Genomic DNA, 20,438 nt, shown 5'->3' on the forward strand with positions numbered 1-20,438 from the left:
TCCGTTCAATGTCCGACCGATGCCGCGCCCTTCTCGCCCGTCAAGGCATAGCGGCGGAAGCGGTCGAGCGTGAAGCCCTCGATCAGCGGATGATTCGTGTCGTTCGCAACGGTGTGCGACATCGTCTTGCCGCAAATCGGCGTGGCCTTGAATCCCCATGTGCCCCAGCCGGCGTCGAGATAGAAGCCTTCCACCGGGGTCTTGCCCATGACGGGTGCGAAATCCGGCGTCATGTCGGCCATGCCGGCCCATTGGCGCATGACCTTGGCATTCGAGAGGAACGGGAACATCTCCAGCATGTGTGCCGTCAACCCCTCCACGAAATCGAGCGTCGAGCGCGTGGCGTGCAGCTCGTAGGGGTCGAGCGAGGCGCCCATCACGAGCTCGCCGCGCGCCGACTGGCTGATGTACACGTGCAGGCTCCCCGAAACCAGGATCGGGTCGAGCCAGGGCTTGAGCGGCTCGCTCACCATCGCTTGAAGCGGATGGATGTAGATCGGCGTGCGCAGACCCACCATGTCGGTGAGGCGTGGCGTGGAGCCCGCCACCGCGCACAGTACCTTGTTGGTCGAAATGTAGCCGCGCGAGGTCTGCACGCCCTTGACCTTGCCGCCCACCACGTCGATGCCAAGCACTTCGGTTTGCTGATGAATTTCCACGCCACGCTGGTCGGCGCCGCGGCCATAGCCCCACGCCACCGCATCGTGGCGTGCGACCGAGCCGGGCGCATGATAGAGCGCACCCAGGATCGGCGCGACACCGCCGCACGAAAGATCGATCATCGGCGCCGCCGCCTTGATCTCCTTCGGCCCCACCACCTCGGAGTCCACGCCGAAATGCTTGTTCACCTCCGCGCGCCAGCGCATCGTGCGCATCGCTGAATCCGTGTGGGCCAGCGTGTAGTGGCCGCGCGTCGAGTAGAACAGGTTCAGGTCGAAGTCCTGCGAGAGGTCCTGCCAAAGCTTCACCGACGCGTCGTAGAACTTCACGCCTTCGGGCGTCAGGTAGTTCGAGCGGATGATCGTGGTATTGCGGCCCGTATTGCCGCCGCCGATATAGCCCTTCTCCAGCACCGCCACATTCTTGATGCCGTGCTCGCGGGCGAGATAGTAGGCGCTGGCGAGGCCGTGACCGCCCGCGCCGATGATCACAACGTCATAGGAACGACGCAATGTGTCATGCCGGGTGAACATCCTCGGCTCGGGATGCTTCTTCGAAACGGCAAAACGCACGAGACGCCACGGCATAGCTCACTCCTTGTTCGCGCGCCCGCGCACAGGGGCGCGCGGGCAATCCGGGTTGGACAGCAGCGCTGTTTCTAGCGAAGAACGATCGTCTTGTTGCCGTGTATCAGCACGCGGTCTTCGAGGTGGTAACGCAAGCCTCGGGCCAGCACGGCCTTCTCAATGTCGCGGCCGAGGCGCACGAGGTCGTCGGGCCGGTCCGAATGGCGCACGCGTATGACGTCCTGTTCGATGATCGGCCCTTCGTCGAGGTCTTCCGTCACGTAGTGGCACGTGGCGCCCGTGAGCTTGACGCCTCGGGTATAGGCCTGGTGATACGGCTTCGCGCCCACGAAGCTCGGCAGAAACGAGTGGTGAATGTTGATGATCTGCCCGGGGTATGCCGCGCACAGCTTGGGCGAGAGCACCTGCATATAGCGCGCGAGCACCATGGTGTCGGCGCGCGAGTCCTCGTACAGGCGCTGCACTTCGTCGTAAGCCTGCGCCTTCGTCTCGGCCGTAACCGGCACGTAGTGAAACGGAATGCCGTGCCATTCCACGAAGCTGCGCCACGTCTCGTGGTTCGAGATCACGCAGGGAATGTCGATGTCGAGTTCCCCGGCTTTCCAGCGCGCGAGCAGGTCGTACAGGCAATGCTCGAGCTTCGAGACCAGAATCACCACGCGCTTTTTCTTCGAGTGGTCGGTGACCTTCCAGTCCATGGAGAATTCGCGGCCGATGCGGGCGAAACGCTCGCGAAAGCCTTCGAGGCTGATGGGCAGCGAGTCGGTCGCGATCTCGTGGCGCATGTAAAAACGCTTCTCGATCTCGTCGGCGTGGTGCGTCGCCTCGATGATCCAGCCGTGATGTTCGGCAATGAACGCACTGACCGCGGCTACGATGCCGACCCGGTCGGGAGCCGACAGGGTCAAGGTAAAACGACGGGTATCAGACGTGGTGGACATGGAAATCGCCTGGTTCTCGACAAGATTTAGGTGTTGATTAAAAGTAATCAGCGGAATTTCACTTGTCAACGCCAATAAACTTTTTTTCCTGTCAGGAACCCACTCAGCTATACCTCTTTCTGGGTAGACGTTACCTACCCGAGCGTAGTGAGGCCGCGAAGAAGGCTACGCGCGCGCTGCGCCACGGCGCCGAAGGTAGAGTTCCCAGCGGTACCGAGCCATGCTGTACGCGTCGAGCACGGCGATCGCATAGACGAAGAGGCCACCCGCGTGGCGGCCCACGAACGAACGCTCGGGCGCCGCGAGCTGCAGCGTCAGGAACCCCAGCGACAGCATGAAGAACACCATGATGAGCGCCCGAGTAGGCATGCGGTTGAGCACTTGCCCCGCGCCCGGCAGCAGGACCGCTGCGGCCAGCACGAGGTAGGGATGCGGCGGGCGGCGCATGCGCGGCTCCTGCGCCCCTTCCGATGCCTCGTTGACCGACGCGGCGGCATTGACTTCAGGCGTTCGCATGGTCGCTTCCTCGCATCAGATCGGCACAGACAGCCGTGGCCCGCTCGAGCAGCGACTCGAGCAGCGCGACGCTCACGTGCGCGCCGCGGAACGTCGCGGAGCGCAGCACGAGGTACTCGCTGCGGTCCGCTCCCTGCACCTGATAGACGATGCGCACACCGCCCGGCATCACCACCAACTCTTTCGCACGCGGATCAGCAAATAACGCCCTCACATGCGGATCGAGCGCGCCCAGCGGTAATTCAAAAGCCTTGCGGTCAGACTTGAGCGTCGTGTGATCCGGCCAGCCGCCGGGCAGCTGGACGCACCACGGCAAGTCCGCGGCCGGCGAATAGAACTCGACGTTGCGTCTGCGGGCAAGCAGGTCGAACGTACCGGCGATGGGCAAGTCCTGCCTCACGGACACAACGAGCCAGAGCGAGGGCACCTGCCGGAAAACAACGCCATCCACGACCGGCTCGATGCGGACGTGGTGATTCCGCCAGCACCCGGTGAGCACGGGCCAGGCGACGTCGTCCTGCGTCAGCACGGCGCGCTCGAAGAGCGCAAAGCACCCGTCGAACAGTCTCATTCGCTGCGCCTTGCACACACTGCGCTCGCGCCGGTAGAGAATAACGAGCGCCACGGCAAACGCCGCGGCGAGCGTCATGCCAGCGACAGGCATGATGAGATCCTCCGTTCATGCGCACAGCGCGAGCGGTGTCACCCGCTCGCGCCGTCGCCGATGCCGATATGGCGGAATCAATAGTCTTTTGGCCGTGGCCAGTTCATCGTGAACTGGTCGCCGCGTTTGACATACTTGTAACGATGCAACGCGAACCAGATCGACGCGACGATGTAAAACGCCATGATCGATAGCAGCGACGCGCCGTAACCGAGGTACGTGGCGAAATAGGTCGCCGCGCACAGACAGACCAGGACGATCGCCGGAATGGGATGGTAGGGGTGCACATATCCCCGGTTGATGCTGCCGAGCGGCCACATCCGGCGAAACCGCACGATGTTGATCGACATGAACGTATAGCCGAGCAGCCCGGAGAGAATCGAGAACGTGATCACCTGATCCAGCAGGCCCGTGAACGCAAACGAAATCGCAATCGGCACGAGGAAGATGATCGCGCGGTACGGCGTACGATAGCGCGGATGCACCGCGCCAAACCACATCGGCATATAGCGATCGCGCGACATCGAGAACCACGCGCGCGACGCGTCGTTGATGCAGCCATTCGCCGATGCGACCGCCGAAAACAACGTGCCGACGAACAGCAGTGTCTGCAGGCCCCGGTTGCCCGTGAGCCGCGCGGCATCATAAAGCGGCGTCACGGCCTGGCCGAGATACTCCCACGGCATGAGGCCCGTGGCGACATACCATGTCAGCGCGGCGGCGATCAGCAGCGTGATCATGCCGCTCATCGTCCCGAGCGGGATCGAGCGCCCCGCCGAGCGCACCTCTTCGGCGGCCTGGCACGTGCCTTCAATGCCGAGGTAGTACCACATGCCGAACTGCAGCGCGGCGACCACACCGAGCCAGCCATACGGCAGTTGGGTCAGCAACTCGCGATGCTGAAGAATGTGTCCCGGGTTCCACGGCTGTACGCCGAAGAACAGCACGACAATGGCGAGAAAAGCGATGGCCGTGATCACGAAGTTGACGGTTAACGTGACGAACACGCCGCGATAGTTGAGCCACGCGAGAAAGGCGATCGTGACGAGCGCAAAGGGCCGCGAGTCGAGGTTCGCATACCCCGAGTCTGCCGCCACCGCCTTGATCAGGTCGCCGACCACGAGCGCATCGGCCGCTTCGAGCATCGTATAGGCCATCACGAGGTAGAGCCCCACGTTGAACGCCATGAGCGGCCCGATAATGTGTTTCGCCTGCGTATACTGGCCCCCGGCCGCGGCCACCGTGGAGGTCACCTCCGAATCGATCATGGCGACGCAGGTATAGAGCAACCCGATGATCCAGCAGGCGATCAGCGACCCATATGCGCCGCCCTTCGCCACTGAAAAATTCCACCCCATGAATTCGCCGACCAGCACGATACCGACGCCGAGCGCCCAAACGTGAATCGGCCCCAGCACCTTCAAAAGCGCGATCCGCTGGTCTTGCTGCACTGACGCTGCTGGATGACTCATTAGCTATCCTCTCTATCATGAGCGGATTCGGAGCCATGACTCCGGACCCATGCAAAACTGGGCGTTAGGGAAAAAGCCCCACCGACGGCGCCTCGCTACCCTATTCGCTCCCTTCTGTCGAACTCATCAGGAAGTCGTCGTCGTATTCGCGGCGAACCCGCAACGCGTCGACGATGATCCACGCGAACAGCAAGATAGCCACCGCCCAGGCGGCATGACTCAGCCATTGCCAGAAGTTCATCGTGTCACTCCGGGAATTTTTCGGCGATCACCTGCCGGTATTGCTTTTCAGAAACGCGCAGCACGAAGACGAAATAGCCTACGATCACGAGCGCCGTGACGATCAGCGAAACCGGATCGATCGTGTAGTCGAACCGGGTGGTGATGATGGGTTTGGCTTGCTCGGCGTCGAAGCCGAGTTTTTGCCATTGCGCCTGCATCGTGGGATTCTGGCCCAGCGTTTGCCACGACACCTGCGTCTTGATGGCCTGCGCGGGATCCGGTTGTTTGTCCGGCGCCTTGAGCAGTAACGGGGCAAGGAGGCTGCAGTAGACGAGGACAAGCAGAAATAAGCTATCCACCAGTTGGCCGAAACCTTTCTGCACGGGAGGCACGTAGTCGGATGCCATGTCGAGTTTCCTCTTTGTCGGCATTGCGTTGGCGGGACCTGCATCGTGGGGGACAACGGCGCAACGAAGGCACGCAGCGCCGCGAAGCGGGGCTATGCGAGCGCCTCTTCCTCGTTGTCATCGAGCGCGGCTTTGCGCGAGCGGTTTTCGTCGAGATGGTGGATGTCGAGGCCATAGATATGGTCCTTGTCCTCCTTGTAGTGCCGCACCATCGCAGTCACCGAGGCCGTGTTGAACACGAGCACGCCTGCGGCGCCAATGGTCAGCGCGACGCGAACCGCAGGATCCGCTGCGGAAAGGCTAACCGCAAAGTAGACATACCCCAGGGCAATCCAGAGGGCCACTAACGCGATGCCCGCCATCAAACGGTCTCGGCCAAACATGCTGTCGATACGCTTTCGCAGTCTGTGATCCACGTTCCAACCCTCCATAGGCAATGCGACGCGATGGGGAACCTCGATGTGAGCTTTCGCGTGTTTCCCTTTCAGCAACAAAGTTTCACCGTGGTATTTATTGTGGATTCCCCTTGCGGTGTCAATATTGTTTTTGTGGGTAGATAGAGACCCTGGGTCGCGTGAGCCCCTGCGCGCTATGCGGTATTGCGCAACGCATGTGCAGCTCGCGAGAAATGCTGCATGAGCACAGCCTCAACCTCGGCGTCATAGCCGGGTGCCGCGATGGCCTTCTTCATGCACGCCAGCCAGGCCTCGACTTGCGCGGACCCGATCTCGATGTGCGCGTGCATGGAGCGCAGATTCGCGTGGCCCATCCGCTCGAGGTAGTACTGAGGGCCGCCGAAGAAGCCCGAGAGAAACTCGAACTGGGCCTGCCGTATGTGCGCGAGGCCGAAGCCCTTCACATGCAGTGCATGGACGTCCGCCCCGTCGGGATCGGTTTCAATGATGTCGTAGAACGTTTCGACGAGGTGTGCCAGCGCCGCCTCGCCCCCTAGCATCTGGTGCGCCGAATTTCGTCCTCTCTCCACGATTTCCTCGGCCATACTCGTTATTCGCCCGCGAACAAGGCCCCGGTGATGATGTGGACAAAACAACGATCTTTTCGACCCGCTACCGGGACGTGCGCCGTCTGGATTGACGTACCCCTCATATCTTAGGGGAAGGCTCGCAGGGTCGGCCTCTCTCCGAAGAGGTAGCTCACGATACTCCCGTCCGCCTCCCGGCGAAGGACGTGGCGCGAGCGGTTTGCACCGCGCATTCGGCCATGTGCGGGCGGCTTGCCACTTACCTCCTGGGGGTTACCTACTACGCAGCATTGATGGGGCAGTTTTGTTCCCTGATGCTTGCCGCATTGCTTTTTCTCCCCGCCCCACGCGCGCCGCCCCATGAATACATGCCGCTTCGACGATTTCGTGGCTGGACGCGCTCTCGCCATGCGCGGGCCGTGCGCCCGGATCACGGCCCGGCACCGCGGCGAACTTGCGCGCGCACTGGACAGCGTGGATGCCGCGCGCAAGGACGGGCGCTGGATCGCCCTGCTCGTCGATTATGAGGTCGGTTACTGGCTGGAGCCCTCGCTTCACGAGCCGATCGAGCCGGCTCACGCGCAGCGCCCTTGCCTTACCGCGCTCGTCTTCGACCACGCCGATGAGGAGCCGCCATGCGAATACCCCGGAAACGATTCGGATAGCGATATTATTTCGATCAAGCCGCGCATCGACAGGCAGCGCTATATCGCGCAGGTTTCGGCGATACGCGACCTGATCGCAGCGGGTGAGGTCTATCAGATCAACTATACGTTTCCGCTCGACGTGAGCACGCGGGGCGACGCCCTGACTCTGTACCGCCGTCTTGCCAATGCGAATCCGTCTGCGCACGCGGCGTATATCGAGGACGGCGAGCGCCGGATTCTTTCCTTTTCTCCCGAGCTGTTTCTACACTACGGCGGCGGCAAGCTGACTACGCGGCCGATGAAAGGCACCGCACCACGCGACGCCGACCCGGCGCTCGACACCCGTCTTGGCGCGCAGTTGCAGGCGAGCACGAAAGACCGGGCCGAAAATCTCATGATCGTCGACTTGCTTCGCAATGACCTGGGGCGCATTGCGCGTACTGGTTCGGTCGCGGTGGAGAACCTGTTCGCGCTCGAACGCTACGCAACCGTCTGGACGCTTACGTCGACGATCACCGCCGATATTGGCGAAGCGAATCTCGAACGCATCCTGCGAGCGCTCTTTCCCTGCGGCTCGGTCACGGGTGCGCCGAAAATCGCGGCCATGCGCCACATACGGCGCCTCGAAATCGCACCACGCGGCGTGTACTGCGGCAGCGTAGGCTGGCTCGCACCGGATGGCCGGTTCTCCATGAATGTCGCGATACGCACGCTCGTCCTGGATCAGGATGGAGAGGGTGTGTACAGCGTGGGGGGTGGCATCGTCATGGACTCCGACCCCGCGCGCGAGTGGGAAGAATGCAAGTGGAAATCCCGAATCCTCGGTTCGTGGTAAGCAATTCGCCCATGTGCTTCGCATAACTTATTAATTGCCGGAACGTGGGCGTAGATTTCGTATCGCGAGTTGATCCTTCAACAACGGCGCGGACCACCGTATCCGCAGCCGATCAACAAGGAAACAAGGCTACCCCATGAGAAAACGCCATCTCAGCGCCGGCTTTGCGGCGCTCCTTGCCTCTGGCACCACATACGCCCAGAGCAGTGTCACGTTATACGGGACGATCGACGACGGCTTGAACTACACATCGAACGCGCGCGGCCATAGCGCTTGGGCCATGGTGAGCGGCGACAGCACCGAATCGAGCTTCGGCTTCAAGGGCAACGAGGATCTGGGCGGCGGACTTTCCGCCATCTTCACCCTGGAAAGCGGCTTCAACCTCAACAGCGGTCTGTCGAACGAGGGCGGAAGACTCTTCGGACGCCAGGCGTTCGCCGGGCTGAATTCCACCGCTTACGGCACGCTCACCCTCGGGCGCCAGTACGACGCAACCGTCGACATGTGGGCGCCCTTCACCGCGGCGGGCGCCACCATCGGCGACTTCGCGGCACACCCGTTCGACAACGACAACGCCGATCAGGATTTTCGCTTCAACAATGCGGTCAAATATGTAAGCCCGACCTTTCTAGGCCTCCAGGCCGAAGGCGTTTATGGATTCAGCAATGCCACCAACTTCGCCGACAATCGCGCGTATAGTGCCGCGCTCAGCTATGCAATCGGGCCGTTCTCGGCCGCGATTGCATATCTGCGGCAGAACAACGGCAACGTGAACAGCACGGGTGCGGTGGGCGGCGACGGGGTGTTCACCGCCGCGCGGCAGCAGAACATCGGCGCTGGCGCGAAATGGACCTTCGGCGACGGCTCGAACGTCGCCCTCGCGTACTCGCACGTCGACGTCTATCAGCCGACCGCCAACGCCTACGCCCCCGACATCGGGACTCAGGCGTGGTCATCGTGGAAGTTCGACAACATCGAAGTCAACGGACAGTACTACATCGACCCCGCATTGTCCTTGGTCGCCGCCTATACGTACACGCACGGCGATTTCAAGGAGGCGGCCGGAGGATCGAGCCCGAACTGGCATCAAGTCGCGCTCATGCTGAACTACTCGTTGAGCAAGCGCACCCAGGTCTACGTTCAGGGCGCCTATCAGCACACCAACGGCTCGACGGGAACCGACCTCGATTCCGCACATATCGTGGGCTCCGCGGATATCTCTTCTAGCGGCAATCAGACCGTTGTGCGGCTCGGCTTATTGCATCACTTCTAGGCACGCAGCAGAGGCGGCTACCACGCGAGGCGTACCCCCTCTTCTGGATGGCAGTTCCGGCGCAGATCGGAAAAGATGCCGGACAGGGAGACGGCGTGCACCAGCGTGCGCGGGCGGGGGCACCGCAGCATGCCGACGCCGCCTGTCGCCCTCCCATCGTTCACCTTACGGAGAGTCACCCATGGCAAACTCGTGGCGTATTTCGGCGCTTGCGGACCGGCATCGCGCGCTAGGCTCTCGCCTGGAAGACTGGAACGGGATGGGCATGGCATGGAGCTACGCGACAGATCTCGCCGACCATCACGAAGCCATCCGCACCAAAGCCGGACTCATGGACGTCTCCGGCCTGAAAAAAGTGCATTACGTGGGCCCGCACGCACAGAGCCTACTCGACTGGGCGACCACGCGCGATATCGGCAAGCTCTATCCGGGCAAATCTGCTTACGCCTCCATCCTCAATGAGGACGGCAAGTTTATCGACGACTGCATCATTTACCGGACCGGGCCGAATGCATTCATGGTCGTGCACGGCGCGGGCACGGGCTACGAGCGCCTCGTACGCTCGGCGCAGGGCCGCCAGGTTGCCGTGCTGTTCGACGACGATCTGCATGACCTGTCGCTGCAGGGGCCTGCGGCCGTCGACTTCCTCGCCGAGCACGTACCCGGCATACGCGACCTGCCTTACTTCCACCACATGCAGACTCGCCTCTTCGGCCGGCCGGTCACCATTTCGCGCACAGGCTATACGGGCGAACGCGGCTACGAAATATTCTGCAAGGCGCAGGACGCCCCGCTGATCTGGGACACTATCCTCGCGAAAGGCGCCGGATTCGGCATTGTTGCGTGCGCGTTCGCGGCACTGGATTGGTTGCGCGTGGAAAGCTATTTGCTGTTCTACCCGTATGACAATTCGGAAACCTATGCGTTCGCCAACGAAAAGGCGGGCGACACGCTGTGGGAACTCGGCCTCGAATTCACCGTCTCGCCTGGCAAGACCGATTTCTGCGGCGCGAACGAGCATTTCCGGCTGGCAGGCAAAGAGCGCTTCAAGATCTATGGTGTCGATGTCGCTTCGTCAAGAGCCACGGCTGCAGGTGACACGCTGTGGCGCAACGGGCGCCAGGTCGGCGTGATCACGTGTGGGATGTACTCGCGGCTGACGCGCCGCTCTCTCGCCATCGCCCGTCTGGACGTCGAGCAGGCCCGCGACGGCGTCGAGCTCGAAGTGAGAGGCAGCATCGAAGCCCGCGGCACCGTGTCTGCCCTTCCCTTCGACGACCCGGAGAAGAAGAAACGAACCGCGGTGGGGTGAGGGTCAGGCGTCAGTTCTGCTTTCGGCATCAAACGGACGTCACCAGCAGAAACGCTCATGAAGTGTCGCAAATGAACCGCACGCATACGAGAAATCTGGTCAGGCAGGTTGCACAGGACTGCGATCCACAGGCTGCGCTGTCGCTCTACGACCAGAGCATTGCGTCGGGGCACAAACGGATCGCATTGCTGCGCTATCTGGATGCGCGCGACTTGTCCGTGCCGCTTACGCCGCAGCACCACGCCTATGCACGCGCAGTCGCGAGCGTTCTGAGCGAGCGCGACATGGAGATCATCGCGCGGGAAGCGCTACGGCGCAGCCGTGAGCGCCAAACGTTGCCCGCCCTGACCGAGACCGAGCGAAATTAGAATTGGGGGGCGAGGCAATCGAGCGCTCGATGGTGGCGCACGACGTGCGCACGCGACCGGGCGGTCGTTACGCAACTCGCCGCAAGCCCATCGCCGGCCGTTCGCAGGACGGCGGGAAGACCCGCCAGAAGCCATCGTCGTGCCGGAAGAAGAAGAGCGCTCGAGGATGGGTCGGATGCAGGACCTCGACGCAGACAAACCGCTTGTTGCCGACCGCCGTGCGGCCGAACTGCGTCACATGCGCAGGCACGTCCGGCGTCGGCGCCAGCCACTTCTCCACCAGCCCTTGCAGACTACGGTTCCGAGTGTTCATCTCTTGCTTCCTTGCTTCCGCCCTGCCTCGTTCCAGCTCTCGCACGTCCCGCCGCCACGGCATCGCGTTGCTCATGCCACCGCCCTGACGAGTTCTTCGGATAGCCCGAACTCGCGCGCGATCGTCAGGAGCCGCTCGCGCCACTCCCATCTGCCGAACACGTCGTGGACATTCTGTGGATAACTGAGCAGTTCGACCGCGTCGGCGTCGTAGACGTTGATTCGCGCGCGAAGCACAGCCCGGCGCAGCGCGGCGACGCCTACGTCCATGTACGCGGGTATCGCGTCCAGCGACTGTTTGCCGATATAGCGCACAGGCACGCTTCGATCGAATGCAATCGGAAGGCTTGATGAAGCTGCCGACAGGACAACCACCGCAGTAGCCGCGATAAGCGCCGCCACCACGTGGCAACAGCGCCGCGCGGTCGTGGCAGAAGAGATGCGCCACTGCCTGGTCGAAGATCTGTTGAGAAGTCAGAAGTCACGGCATTTCATGATGCTGCTCCACCAAGCCTTACACTGATTCGTGTCTCCAGTATGGCCGGTTCACAGCGCCATGAAATCCGCCAGAGGGGGCTCCTCCTTTTGGGGTATCCGGAGCGGTCATCGCGACAAGCGCCCGGCGGCGAAATGCGTCAGTTAGGCCGCCTTTCACGCCTTTCCCGCAAGTCCTCACCCGTAATCCGCGATGTTTCCGCCTCTTGTCGGACGACTCGAGCACTTCGAGCGACATGGGGTATTCGTGCTTTTCACGCATTTTCTGGCGGTAACGGCCTGAGAAGCCGCTTGTAGCAAGGCTGAGCGGCCTCAGACACTTTTGCAACTTGACGTATTTTCAACTCAATGATTTGAATCGGAAGTTCAAACGATAGCTTTGCCCGCCTCCACGTCGAGGAGTCCACCCACTGGGACACGGTTGCGCCGTGCCGTCAAATCCGCGACGATCGACAATGCGATCTCGGGCGGCGTGCTGCCGCCGAGAAATATTCCTACCGGTGCGCGCAGCGCGTCGAGCGCCGAGCCCGTCACGCCAAACAGTTGCAGCCGCTCGCGGCGCGCCGCGCTGTTGCGCCGCGAGCCGATCGCGCCCACGAAAAACGCCGGCGTCATCAGCGCTTCCATCAAGGCAAGGTCGTCGAGCTTGGGGTCGTGGGTCAGCGCGATCACGGCCATGCGCGCATCTGGGCGCATGGCAAGCACCGTATCGTCGGGCATCGTGCGCACGCAAGCGACGCCCGGCACACGCCAGTCGTCGAGGTAGTGCTCGCGCGGGTCGCACACCGTCACCGCGTAGCCGAGCGGCAACGCCATCAATGCCACGTATTCGCTCAATTGCCCGGCGCCAATCAGCAACAGACGCCACGCAGGACCATGCACCGTCGCGAGCCGCTCACCGTCGAAGCTGAATGCGTCGGCATCTGTATGCGCATGGACACGTGCCAGCGTCACCGCGCCACTGCGCATGTCGAGCGTGCGCCGCATCAATTGCCCGTCGCACAGCGAGCCAAGCAGCGAATCGAGTCCACTGTGCGCGCCCAGCGTTTCGCACGCGAGCCGCATGGTGCCGCCGCAAGGCAGGCCGAAGCGATGCGCTTCGTCGGCGCTCAATCCGTATTCGACCGTCGATGGCCGCATCGAAGGCGGCCCTTGCGAAAGCAGACGGTCGACGAGATCGTCTTCGATGCAGCCGCCCGAGACCGAGCCCGCCATGCGGCCGTCCTCGCGCAGCGCCAGCATCGAACCGAGCGGACGCGGCGACGAGCCCCACGTGCGCACGACCGTATAGAGCCACGCGCTGCTGCCCGCCGCGACCCAGCGCGCCGCCGCTTCAAACACTTCACGATCCGCGTCCTGCATGTTCACGTTCGGCCTCCTTGCCGCTGTGGTCCGGCTAGCGCATCACGTCCGGGCCGGCAAGCGCTCAATGCGTCTGCGCGCGCAGGCGCGCAGACGCCGCGGCGAGATCGCGCCATGCCGGCTGCCCCGGTGCATAGCGCGCACGAATGTAGCCCGCGAGTTCGGCCATCTGTTGATCGTCGAAACTGTCCTTGAATCCCGGCATATAACCGAGCCCCTCGGTGGCCGGCTGGTCGATGCCGTGCATCAGCACATGCAGCAGATTGTCGGGGCTCGCCTGGCTCACGCTCGTATTCAGTCCCATGAGCGGCCGCACGCCAAGATGCCCGACACCGCCCGATTCCGCATGGCACACCGCGCAGGCCGCTTCGAACATGCGCTGGCCGTTCTGGAAGCCGAACGCCGTGAGGGTCTCGGCAGGCGCGCCCGCTGCCCGTTGCGCCGCCGCCTGCGCGGCGCTGGCCGCATCGACGGGCGGCGAGAGCGAGGCGATGTAATGGGCGATCGCGCGCACGTCCGATTCGGGCAATTCCGAGAGCCCCGCGACAACGGGGGCCATCGGCCCTGCGGCCACGCCGTGCTCTGCAGAAAAGCCTGTACGCAGGTAGCTGAACAACGCGTCTTCGCTCCACGGCACAGGCGCGCCTTGCTGCTTGTCGCGCGCAGCGATCAGCGAGGGCGCGTCCCAGCCCTCGGCGTTCCCGCCCGTGAGATAAGCGAAGCCGCCCTTCTCCGCGCCAAGTGCGTTGCGCGGTGTATGGCAAGCGCCGCAATGGCCCGCGCCATCGACGAGATATTTGCCGCGATTCCACTGCGCCGACTGTTGCGGGTTGGGCTGGTATTGCGCCTCATCGTGGAAGAGCCAGTTCCAGCCCGCCACGAGACGGCGCTGGTTCATCGGGAACGGCAGGCGTGTTTGCGGCGCGGCCTGCTTGACCGCGGGCTGCGACATGAGCCACGCGTAGAGCGCCGTCATGTCGGCGTCGCTCATGCGCGCGAACGCGGTATACGGGAACGCCGGATAGAGATGGCGGCCGTCGCGCGCGATGCCGTGACGCATCGCGCGCGCGAAGGCCTCGTAGGTCCACGCGCCGATGCCGGTTTCACGATCCGGCGTGATATTGGTGGACCAGACCGTGCCGAACGGCGTCTCCAGTGCGAAGCCGCCCGCGTTCGTCCGACCGCCGGGCGCGGTATGGCACACGGCGCAATCGCCCGCGAGCGCGACCTGACGTCCGCGCTCGAGCATCGCCGCGCTCCACATCGAGGCGTCCGGGCCCGCGCCCGCGGGCAGCGGCGCGATGGGCGCGGGGCCGGGCAGCATCGAGCAGGCAAGGCCGATCAGGCCGCCCGCCACGCCGCCCATGCCGCCGCCAGCCAGCCAGCGTTTCCAGCGCGACGGGCGGCGCACGGCGGCGGGCGCTTCGAGGGCGACCGCCGGGCCCGCTTCGGCGAGCGTGCGGCGGATGGTGTCGGCGTCGAACGGCGGCGCGCGAAACCGCACACCGGTGGCGTCGTAGAGCGCGTTGGCAATTGCGGCGGCGGCGGGCGCGGCGGCCTGGTCGATGCGCGCGTCGTCGTCGGCACTTCGATGAATTACTTCGTTATCCGTAGCGTTCGACGGCGCGACGATATCGTGCGCGATCGATGCATGCTGCGCCGAATCTCTGCCCGGCTCGTCGTAGTTGGCCCGAGCGATGCGGCGCGTGCCTGTCGCGCGCGCGATCGCCTCCTCGATTTGCCATGCGGGCATGCCTGCGAGCACGGCCGCATTTGGCGTGCCTTCGCCCTGCCCCGCCACCACGCGCCGCACGGCGATATCGCCGGTCTTGCGGTTGACGTCCAGGTCGACGACCCACGCGGACCAGCTTGCCGCCTGCGCCGCGGCTTGCGCTTGCGCGTAGTCGAGCATCGGCGTCGAAGCCGCGTTCGCAGGCGTGTCATGCCGCGCGCTCGAACCGTCGAACGCAAAGCCGCGCCCCCGCGCCCACGGCGAAGCCGGCTCGCTCGCGACGGGCGGCGTCACGCCCCACGCCGCGCGCTCGCTCACCATGCGAATCACTTCGCGCGCACCCGCGTCGCGCGCCGCGTCGAGATGATCGAGACGTAGCGCAACCGGATCGCGATGCGCCTCGTGCGCGATCTCGTCGATGAACGACTCGCGCGCGAAGGTGTGCGCCTGCAGGGGAATTGCCTGCGCGGGATCGTCGACGGCGACGCTCGCCTGCGCATGGCGATAGAGCAGCGGCGGCACGGACAGCGGCGAAGGAGTCGAAGCCGCCGCGCCCGAATGTCCGTCGATGCGCGCGCGGTAATGCCATGTTTTCATGATGCCGTCCGGCGCGAAGCTCGCAGCAACGGCGAGTTGCGCATCGGCATCGAGACCCCGTGCAGGCCACGCGTACTGCGCACGGCGTCGCGCACCCGGTGCGCTTTCGTCGTCGCCGTCCTGCGCGGTCAGCGCATGCGCATCGTCTTCATGCTGGCGCCATGTCTGCGGATCGTGCTCACTCATCGCGCCTCAGTTCCCTTGTTCCTGTTGCAGATACAGCGCCGCGCGCTTCACCGCGCGCACGATCTCCAGGTGCGTGCCGCAACGGCACAGATTGAAACGCAGCGCGTCGCGGATCGCCTCTTCGTCGGGCGTGGGATTGCGCGCGAGCAGCGCCGCCGCGCTCATGATCATGCCGTTCAGGCAATAGCCGCATTGCGCGGCCTGCTCGTCGATGAACGCGCGCTGCACCGGATGCAGTGCATCGAGCGTGCCGAGCCCTTCGAGCGTCGTCACTTCGCGCTCGCGTGCCGCCCCCGCCGGCACCACGCACGAGCGCGTGGCCTGGCCGTCGACCAGCACCGTGCAGGCGCCGCATTGGCCGAGTCCGCAGCCGTATTTGGGGCCATTGAGCTCACAGTCGTTGCGCAGGATGTAGAGGAGCGGTGTGTCGGGCGTGGCGCCCTCGATGGTGCGCGTCGTGCCGTTCACGCTGAGCGTGAGCGGCCCCGCGGGGGAACCGGAATGCAACATGGACTGACTCGAAATTAGGGTAAGCACAGGCTGCGCGGATGCCGTTCCGCAGCCCCGGCGGCGCGCCGCGTGATCTTCACACACGACGCGCCGCAAAGGAGCTTATAACCCGCCGAAAATCGGCGCGCTTCAGCCCGCTGCGCTCAGCGCTTCCTGGCTTGCGTCCTGTTTTGCGCCAGCCTCTTGCGGCGCAACCAGCGGCACGTTGAACACGTCGTAGGCGAACACCCACGCCGGGTCTTCGTTCGTGCGCAGCCACGTGTTGTTGTGCGAGACCAGTTGCACCTTCGACGCGCGCGCCGCGCGGTTCGCCTCGTACAGCGCGAACGCGCCCGTGTAGTCGGTCGTGCCCACCTCGTCGAAGCAGCGCGTGAGCATGGCCGCGTCTTCGATCGCCATGGCCGCGCCCTGCGCCATGTGCGGCTTCATCGGATGGCAGGCGTCGCCGAGCAGCACCAGGCGGCCGCGGCTCCAGAGCGGCAGCGGATCGCGCTCCAGCAGCGGCCACTTGGTGATGGACGGCGAAACGTCGATCAGGTTCAGCACGTCCGGGTGATAGCCCTCGAACGCCTCGCGCATTTCCTCGCGGCTGCTTTCCATCATCGAAACGCCCGTGGGCCATTCGGCCTGCGGCACGCCCGTGACGTAGTAATACTCGTCGCGCTTCTCGGTCACGTAGTAGACCATCATGTGACGGTCCTGCGACCACCACTTCACGCACATGTCATACGGGTGATTGCCGAGCAGCGAGGCCGGAAACACGGCGCGATGCGCGACATAGCCCGTATAACGCGGCGGCTCCGCGCCCAGCAGATGCTCGCGAATCTTCGAGTTCACGCCGTCCGCGCCGATCACGATGCCGGCCACTTCCACGCTGCCGTCCGTGAACGTGAGGCGCACTTCGCTGCCGGTGTCCTCGACCGACTGCAGGCACTTGCCGAACGCGATGGTGCCCGGCGCGACGGCGTCGGTCATCAGCTTGTGGAAGTCGCCGCGATGCACGGTCAGGTAGCTCGCGCCGTAGGTCTTGAGGGCGTAGTCGCCGAGCGGAATCTGCGAGATCGCCTCCGCTGTCTGCCAGTCGCGGCTGTACCAGTAATCGGGGTGCGAGCCCATGGTATTGAGCGCGTCCTCGCAACCGATGCGCCGCATGATCTTCATGACGTTCGGACCGAGGTGGATGCCCGCGCCGAGGCGCGAGAACGCGGGCGCCTGCTCGTAGAGGCGGACGTCGTGGCCGCGGCGCTGCATCAGCGCGGCAGCCGCCACACCGCCAAGACCAGCGCCGATGATGGCGATACGGGGTTTGCTCATGGGTTCTCCAGGTCGTGCGCCCGCGCCGCATGGTGCGCCGCCGGGCCAGGTTGAGTACGAATCGGTGCGAAGTGAAATGTAGCGTACACATTAGAAAATAAATCAGCAAGCACAAACTTTCCCTGGCCACCTTCGGCACTAACCCGCAAAAATTCACCTATATATGAAGCGACGCGTTTGAACAGATTATTTTCCCCGTTGCACATTTAAAACGTACACGCTAGAGTTTGCTCAAATCTCGACGACACCTGCGAAGGCGGGCCTCGTCGCCGCCCAACCGCAATGGAGTGAGCGTCATGAGCAAGACTTACCGCATCGGCCAGATCGTGCCGAGCTCGAACACCACGATGGAAACGGAAATCCCGGCGATGCTTCGCCTGCGCGAAGCGATCCGCCCGGAGCGTTTCACGTTCCATTCGAGCCGTATGCGCATGAAGAAGGTCGTGAAGGAAGAGCTCGCCGCGATGGACGGCGAATCGGACCGCTGCGCGGTCGAGCTGTCCGACGCGCGCGTCGACGTGCTCGGCTATGCGTGCCTCGTCGCGATCATGGCGATGGGCCGCGGCTATCACCGCGTCTCGCAGGCGCGCCTCGCGAAGCACACCGCTGAGAACGGCGCCGCGGCGCCGGTGCTCACGAGCGCGGGCGCGCTCGTCGACGCGCTCAAGGTGATCGGCGCGAAGCGCATCGTCGTGGTGGCGCCGTACATGAAGGCGCTCACGGAGCTCGTGGTCGACTACATCCGCCATGAAGGCTACGAAGTGCTCGACTATCGCGCACTCGAAATCCCCGACAACCTCGACGTAGGCCGCCACGATCCCGCGCGCCTGCCCGAGATCGTCAAGACGCTGAACTACGCCGACGCCGACGCCATCGTGCTCTCGGCCTGCGTGCAGATGCCTTCGCTGCCCGCTGTCGCCAAGGTCGAGGCAATGACCGGCAAGCCCGTCATCACCGCCGCGATCGCCACCACCTACGCGATGCTGCGCGAGCTCGATCTCGAGCCGATCGTGCCGGGCGCGGGCGCGCTGCTCTCGGGCGCGTATTGACTAAGCCAGCGTCTTTCAATCGAGTCATTCCTCGGAGCCCAGCATGCCCAGCACCTTTCTCTACGGCGCGAACGTCGCCGCCAACGGCATTCGCCAGCACTATCTGCGCTACGGCGGCGCCAGCGGCGCGCGCGCCGCTCGTGCGGCGGTCATCGTGATTCCAGGCATCACGAGCCCGGCTATCACGTGGGGCTTCGTCGGCGAGGTGTTCGGCGCCGCATTCGACACCTATGTGATCGACGTGCGTGGACGCGGCCTCTCGGAAGCGTCGGACACGCTCGACTACAGCCTCGACGCCCAGGCCGATGACATCGTCGCGCTGGCCGCCGTGCTCGGGCTCGAGCGCTACGCGCTGGTGGGTCATTCGATGGGCGCGCGCATCGCCGCACGCGCCGCTTTGCGCGCATCGCGCGGGCTCGCCTCGGTGGTGCTGGTCGATCCGCCGGTCTCGGGCCCGGGGCGCCGCGAGTATCCGGGCAAGCTGCCCTGGTATGTCGATTCGATGGCGCTCGCGCGCAAGGGCACCGACGCCGAAGGCATGCGCGCGTTCTGCCCCACGTGGACCGACGACGAGCTGCGCCTGCGCGCCGAGTGGCTGCACACCTGCGACGAGCGCGCCGTGCTCGCATCCTACGAAGGCTTCCACACTGACGATTTTCACGCCGACGCCGCACAACTGAAGGTGCCGTCGCTGCTCGTCACGGCCGCGCGCGGCGACGTCGTGCGCGACGAGGACGTGGCCGAACTGCAGCGCGCCACACCCGCGATGCAGCACGTGCGTGTGCCCGACGCGGGCCACATGATTCCGTGGGACAACGCGGCCGGCTTCTATGCGGCGTTCGGCAGTCTCCTCGGCGCACCGCTTGTCGTAGAAGCCACCGAAAACGCCGTCGCCTGACGCACGCCAACCGGAGACCACACGATGCCCATCAGCGACCATCGACTGATCGAAGCGTGGAAGGAAGTGCTCACGCTCTCGCGCCTCGAAGCCGGCCAGACCGTCACGATCCTGACCAGCGCCGCCACGCACCCGCAGACGCTCGCGTGCGCGCTCATCGCCACGCAGCAGATGGGCGCGATCGTCAATCGGCTCGATCTGCCGCCCGTGAACGGCGACAAAGCGTTCAGCCGCGACTCGCTCGCCTATCTCGGCACCACACCGCTCACCGGCAATCGCGCGGCCATTGCTGCGCTCAAGGCCAGCGATCTGGTGCTCGATCTCATGACTTTGCTGTTCTCGCCCGAGCAGCACCACATCCTCAAGTCCGGCACGAAGATCTTGCTGGCCGTCGAGCCGCCCGAAGTGCTCGCGCGCCTCGTACCGACGCTCGAAGACCGCGCGCGCGTGCTCGCCGCCACGAAGAAGATCGGCGCGGCGCGCGAGATGCGCGTCTCCTCGCCTGCGGGCACGGCGCTCGTGTGCCCACTCGGCGAATTCGGCCCGACCGCGGAATACGGTTTCGTCGATGAGCCGGGCCGCTGGGATCACTGGCCCAGCGGTTTCGCGCTGACCTTCCCCGACGACCGCACCGCGCACGGCACCATCGTGATCGATCGCGGTGACATCCTGCTGCCGCAAAAACGCTATGTGAACGAGCCGATCGTGCTGACCGTGGAAGGCGGCTACGCCACGAAGATCGAAGGCGGCGTGGACGCCGCGCTGCTGCGCGACTACATGGAAACGTTCGGCGATCCGGAAGGCTATGCGATCTCGCACATCGGCTGGGGTCTGCAGCCGCGCGCGCGCTGGTCGACGCTCGGCCTCTACGACCGCGAGGCCACCATCGGCATGGACGCGCGCGCCTTCGAAGGCAACTTCCTGTTCTCGCTCGGACCGAACAACGAAGGCGGCGGCAGCCGCACCACGACGTGCCACATCGACATTCCACTGCGCGGCTGCACCGTCAAGCTCGACGACGAGACCGTCGTGCGCGACGGCCGCGTGGTCGCCTGATCGCAGGATCGCAGGATCGCAGGATCGCCCTTCATTTACGC

At 64.4% G+C, this 20,438-nt stretch carries 21 protein-coding genes and 1 pseudogene; 7 read left to right on the plus strand and 15 right to left on the minus strand.

Annotation, left to right across the window (positions count from 1 at the left end; genetic code table 11):
• Positions 1 to 5: 5 nt before the first annotated feature.
• The 9 genes from JMY28_RS20420 to JMY28_RS20460 form a co-directional block, all read right to left on the minus strand.
• Complete coding sequence (locus JMY28_RS20420; protein ID WP_028212668.1) at positions 6 to 1,247, minus strand: FAD-dependent oxidoreductase; 1,242 nt, start codon at positions 1,245 to 1,247, stop codon at positions 6 to 8.
• Positions 1,248 to 1,318: 71 nt separating this feature from the next.
• Entirely contained in the window at positions 1,319 to 2,188 is an 870-nt protein-coding gene (gene purU / locus JMY28_RS20425) for a formyltetrahydrofolate deformylase (RefSeq protein WP_201697715.1), read from the minus strand.
• 165 nt (positions 2,189 to 2,353) lie between these two features.
• Entirely contained in the window at positions 2,354 to 2,704 is a 351-nt protein-coding gene (locus JMY28_RS20430; protein ID WP_236596955.1) for a hypothetical protein, read from the minus strand.
• Positions 2,691 to 3,368: a hypothetical protein gene (locus JMY28_RS20435; protein ID WP_201697716.1), complete on the minus strand. Its 678-nt coding sequence runs from the start codon at positions 3,366 to 3,368 to the stop codon at positions 2,691 to 2,693. The genes JMY28_RS20430 and JMY28_RS20435 overlap by 14 nt, the downstream gene beginning before the upstream one ends.
• A 77-nt stretch (positions 3,369 to 3,445) precedes the next feature.
• On the minus strand, positions 3,446 to 4,840 hold the full coding sequence (locus JMY28_RS20440; RefSeq protein ID WP_201697717.1) for an APC family permease: 1,395 nt from the start codon (positions 4,838 to 4,840) through the stop codon (positions 3,446 to 3,448).
• A 100-nt stretch (positions 4,841 to 4,940) separates the two neighbouring features.
• A complete protein-coding gene (locus JMY28_RS20445) occupies positions 4,941 to 5,081 on the minus strand; it encodes a hypothetical protein (protein WP_201697718.1) in 141 nt (46 codons plus the stop codon).
• A 4-nt stretch (positions 5,082 to 5,085) separates the two neighbouring features.
• Positions 5,086 to 5,469: a hypothetical protein gene (locus JMY28_RS20450; RefSeq protein WP_201697719.1), complete on the minus strand. Its 384-nt coding sequence runs from the start codon at positions 5,467 to 5,469 to the stop codon at positions 5,086 to 5,088.
• 92 nt (positions 5,470 to 5,561) lie between these two features.
• On the minus strand, positions 5,562 to 5,885 hold the full coding sequence (locus JMY28_RS20455; protein WP_201697720.1) for a hypothetical protein: 324 nt from the start codon (positions 5,883 to 5,885) through the stop codon (positions 5,562 to 5,564).
• Positions 5,886 to 6,058: 173 nt separating this feature from the next.
• Positions 6,059 to 6,469 (minus strand): group II truncated hemoglobin, encoded by a 411-nt coding sequence (locus JMY28_RS20460; protein WP_201697721.1) that lies wholly within the window; start codon positions 6,467 to 6,469, stop codon positions 6,059 to 6,061.
• A 342-nt stretch (positions 6,470 to 6,811) separates the two neighbouring features.
• Between JMY28_RS20460 and JMY28_RS20465 the strand changes: the two genes are divergently transcribed.
• The 4 genes from JMY28_RS20465 to JMY28_RS20480 all read left to right on the plus strand — a co-directional run bounded on the left by JMY28_RS20465 (position 6,812) and on the right by JMY28_RS20480 (position 10,886).
• Entirely contained in the window at positions 6,812 to 7,933 is a 1,122-nt protein-coding gene (locus JMY28_RS20465; RefSeq protein WP_201697722.1) for an aminodeoxychorismate synthase component I, read from the plus strand.
• Between the two features lie 136 nt (positions 7,934 to 8,069).
• Positions 8,070 to 9,206, plus strand: a complete 1,137-nt coding sequence (locus JMY28_RS20470; protein WP_201697723.1) for a porin — start codon at positions 8,070 to 8,072, stop codon at positions 9,204 to 9,206.
• Positions 9,207 to 9,387: 181 nt separating this feature from the next.
• On the plus strand, positions 9,388 to 10,518 hold the full coding sequence (locus tag JMY28_RS20475) for an aminomethyltransferase family protein (protein ID WP_201697724.1): 1,131 nt from the start codon (positions 9,388 to 9,390) through the stop codon (positions 10,516 to 10,518).
• Positions 10,519 to 10,589: 71 nt separating this feature from the next.
• Positions 10,590 to 10,886, plus strand: coding sequence for a hypothetical protein (locus tag JMY28_RS20480; protein ID WP_201697725.1), 297 nt, complete (start codon positions 10,590 to 10,592; stop codon positions 10,884 to 10,886).
• Between the two features lie 67 nt (positions 10,887 to 10,953).
• Here JMY28_RS20480 and JMY28_RS20485 read toward each other — a convergent pair whose 3' ends face one another.
• From JMY28_RS20485 to JMY28_RS20510, 6 genes and pseudogenes are all read right to left on the minus strand, one after another.
• Positions 10,954 to 11,199, minus strand: coding sequence for a hypothetical protein (locus tag JMY28_RS20485; RefSeq protein ID WP_201697726.1), 246 nt, complete (start codon positions 11,197 to 11,199; stop codon positions 10,954 to 10,956).
• A gap of 71 nt (positions 11,200 to 11,270) precedes the next feature.
• Positions 11,271 to 11,676 (minus strand): annotated as a pseudogene (locus JMY28_RS20490) (hypothetical protein).
• Between the two features lie 383 nt (positions 11,677 to 12,059).
• The gene (locus tag JMY28_RS20495) at positions 12,060 to 13,055 is read right to left on the minus strand and encodes an XdhC family protein (protein ID WP_201697782.1); all 996 of its coding nucleotides are present in this window, start codon (positions 13,053 to 13,055) and stop codon (positions 12,060 to 12,062) included.
• A 64-nt stretch (positions 13,056 to 13,119) separates the two neighbouring features.
• A complete protein-coding gene (locus JMY28_RS20500; RefSeq protein WP_201697727.1) occupies positions 13,120 to 15,570 on the minus strand; it encodes a cytochrome c in 2,451 nt (816 codons plus the stop codon).
• Positions 15,571 to 15,576: 6 nt separating this feature from the next.
• Positions 15,577 to 16,080, minus strand: coding sequence for a (2Fe-2S)-binding protein (locus tag JMY28_RS20505; protein ID WP_201697728.1), 504 nt, complete (start codon positions 16,078 to 16,080; stop codon positions 15,577 to 15,579).
• Positions 16,081 to 16,209: 129 nt separating this feature from the next.
• Positions 16,210 to 17,394, minus strand: a complete 1,185-nt coding sequence (locus JMY28_RS20510; RefSeq protein ID WP_201697729.1) for an FAD-dependent monooxygenase — start codon at positions 17,392 to 17,394, stop codon at positions 16,210 to 16,212.
• Between the two features lie 296 nt (positions 17,395 to 17,690).
• Between JMY28_RS20510 and JMY28_RS20515 the strand changes: the two genes are divergently transcribed.
• Genes JMY28_RS20515 through JMY28_RS20525 form a run of 3 tightly spaced genes read left to right on the plus strand, consistent with a single transcriptional unit; the run spans position 17,691 to position 20,397 of the window.
• The gene (locus JMY28_RS20515) at positions 17,691 to 18,443 is read left to right on the plus strand and encodes a maleate cis-trans isomerase family protein (RefSeq protein ID WP_201697730.1); all 753 of its coding nucleotides are present in this window, start codon (positions 17,691 to 17,693) and stop codon (positions 18,441 to 18,443) included.
• Positions 18,444 to 18,486: 43 nt separating this feature from the next.
• A complete protein-coding gene (locus JMY28_RS20520) occupies positions 18,487 to 19,341 on the plus strand; it encodes an alpha/beta fold hydrolase (RefSeq protein WP_201697731.1) in 855 nt (284 codons plus the stop codon).
• Positions 19,342 to 19,365: 24 nt separating this feature from the next.
• Positions 19,366 to 20,397 (plus strand): M29 family metallopeptidase, encoded by a 1,032-nt coding sequence (locus tag JMY28_RS20525; RefSeq protein WP_201697732.1) that lies wholly within the window; start codon positions 19,366 to 19,368, stop codon positions 20,395 to 20,397.
• Positions 20,398 to 20,438 lie beyond the last annotated feature (41 nt).

Origin of the sequence: Paraburkholderia hiiakae (genome assembly GCF_904848665.1) — a bacterium.
Taxonomy (GTDB): domain Bacteria; phylum Pseudomonadota; class Gammaproteobacteria; order Burkholderiales; family Burkholderiaceae; genus Paraburkholderia; species Paraburkholderia hiiakae.

Excerpts from the sequence above, each read along its gene's own strand:
- JMY28_RS20420 (WP_028212668.1), bottom strand. The coding sequence starts at position 1,247 with ATGCCGTGGCGTCTCGTGCGTTTTGCCGTTTCGAAGAAGCATCCCGAG.
- purU (WP_201697715.1), bottom strand. The coding sequence starts at position 2,188 with ATGTCCACCACGTCTGATACCCGTCGTTTTACCTTGACCCTGTCGGCT.
- JMY28_RS20430 (WP_236596955.1), bottom strand. The coding sequence starts at position 2,704 with ATGCGAACGCCTGAAGTCAATGCCGCCGCGTCGGTCAACGAGGCATCG.
- JMY28_RS20435 (WP_201697716.1), bottom strand. The coding sequence starts at position 3,368 with ATGCCTGTCGCTGGCATGACGCTCGCCGCGGCGTTTGCCGTGGCGCTC.
- JMY28_RS20440 (WP_201697717.1), bottom strand. The coding sequence starts at position 4,840 with ATGAGTCATCCAGCAGCGTCAGTGCAGCAAGACCAGCGGATCGCGCTT.
- JMY28_RS20445 (WP_201697718.1), bottom strand. The coding sequence starts at position 5,081 with ATGAACTTCTGGCAATGGCTGAGTCATGCCGCCTGGGCGGTGGCTATC.
- JMY28_RS20450 (WP_201697719.1), bottom strand. The coding sequence starts at position 5,469 with ATGGCATCCGACTACGTGCCTCCCGTGCAGAAAGGTTTCGGCCAACTG.
- JMY28_RS20460 (WP_201697721.1), bottom strand. The coding sequence starts at position 6,469 with ATGGCCGAGGAAATCGTGGAGAGAGGACGAAATTCGGCGCACCAGATG.
- JMY28_RS20465 (WP_201697722.1), top strand. The coding sequence starts at position 6,812 with ATGAATACATGCCGCTTCGACGATTTCGTGGCTGGACGCGCTCTCGCC.
- JMY28_RS20470 (WP_201697723.1), top strand. The coding sequence starts at position 8,070 with ATGAGAAAACGCCATCTCAGCGCCGGCTTTGCGGCGCTCCTTGCCTCT.
- JMY28_RS20475 (WP_201697724.1), top strand. The coding sequence starts at position 9,388 with ATGGCAAACTCGTGGCGTATTTCGGCGCTTGCGGACCGGCATCGCGCG.
- JMY28_RS20480 (WP_201697725.1), top strand. The coding sequence starts at position 10,590 with ATGAACCGCACGCATACGAGAAATCTGGTCAGGCAGGTTGCACAGGAC.
- JMY28_RS20485 (WP_201697726.1), bottom strand. The coding sequence starts at position 11,199 with ATGAACACTCGGAACCGTAGTCTGCAAGGGCTGGTGGAGAAGTGGCTG.
- JMY28_RS20495 (WP_201697782.1), bottom strand. The coding sequence starts at position 13,055 with ATGCAGGACGCGGATCGTGAAGTGTTTGAAGCGGCGGCGCGCTGGGTC.
- JMY28_RS20500 (WP_201697727.1), bottom strand. The coding sequence starts at position 15,570 with ATGAGTGAGCACGATCCGCAGACATGGCGCCAGCATGAAGACGATGCG.
- JMY28_RS20505 (WP_201697728.1), bottom strand. The coding sequence starts at position 16,080 with ATGTTGCATTCCGGTTCCCCCGCGGGGCCGCTCACGCTCAGCGTGAAC.
- JMY28_RS20510 (WP_201697729.1), bottom strand. The coding sequence starts at position 17,394 with ATGAGCAAACCCCGTATCGCCATCATCGGCGCTGGTCTTGGCGGTGTG.
- JMY28_RS20515 (WP_201697730.1), top strand. The coding sequence starts at position 17,691 with ATGAGCAAGACTTACCGCATCGGCCAGATCGTGCCGAGCTCGAACACC.
- JMY28_RS20520 (WP_201697731.1), top strand. The coding sequence starts at position 18,487 with ATGCCCAGCACCTTTCTCTACGGCGCGAACGTCGCCGCCAACGGCATT.
- JMY28_RS20525 (WP_201697732.1), top strand. The coding sequence starts at position 19,366 with ATGCCCATCAGCGACCATCGACTGATCGAAGCGTGGAAGGAAGTGCTC.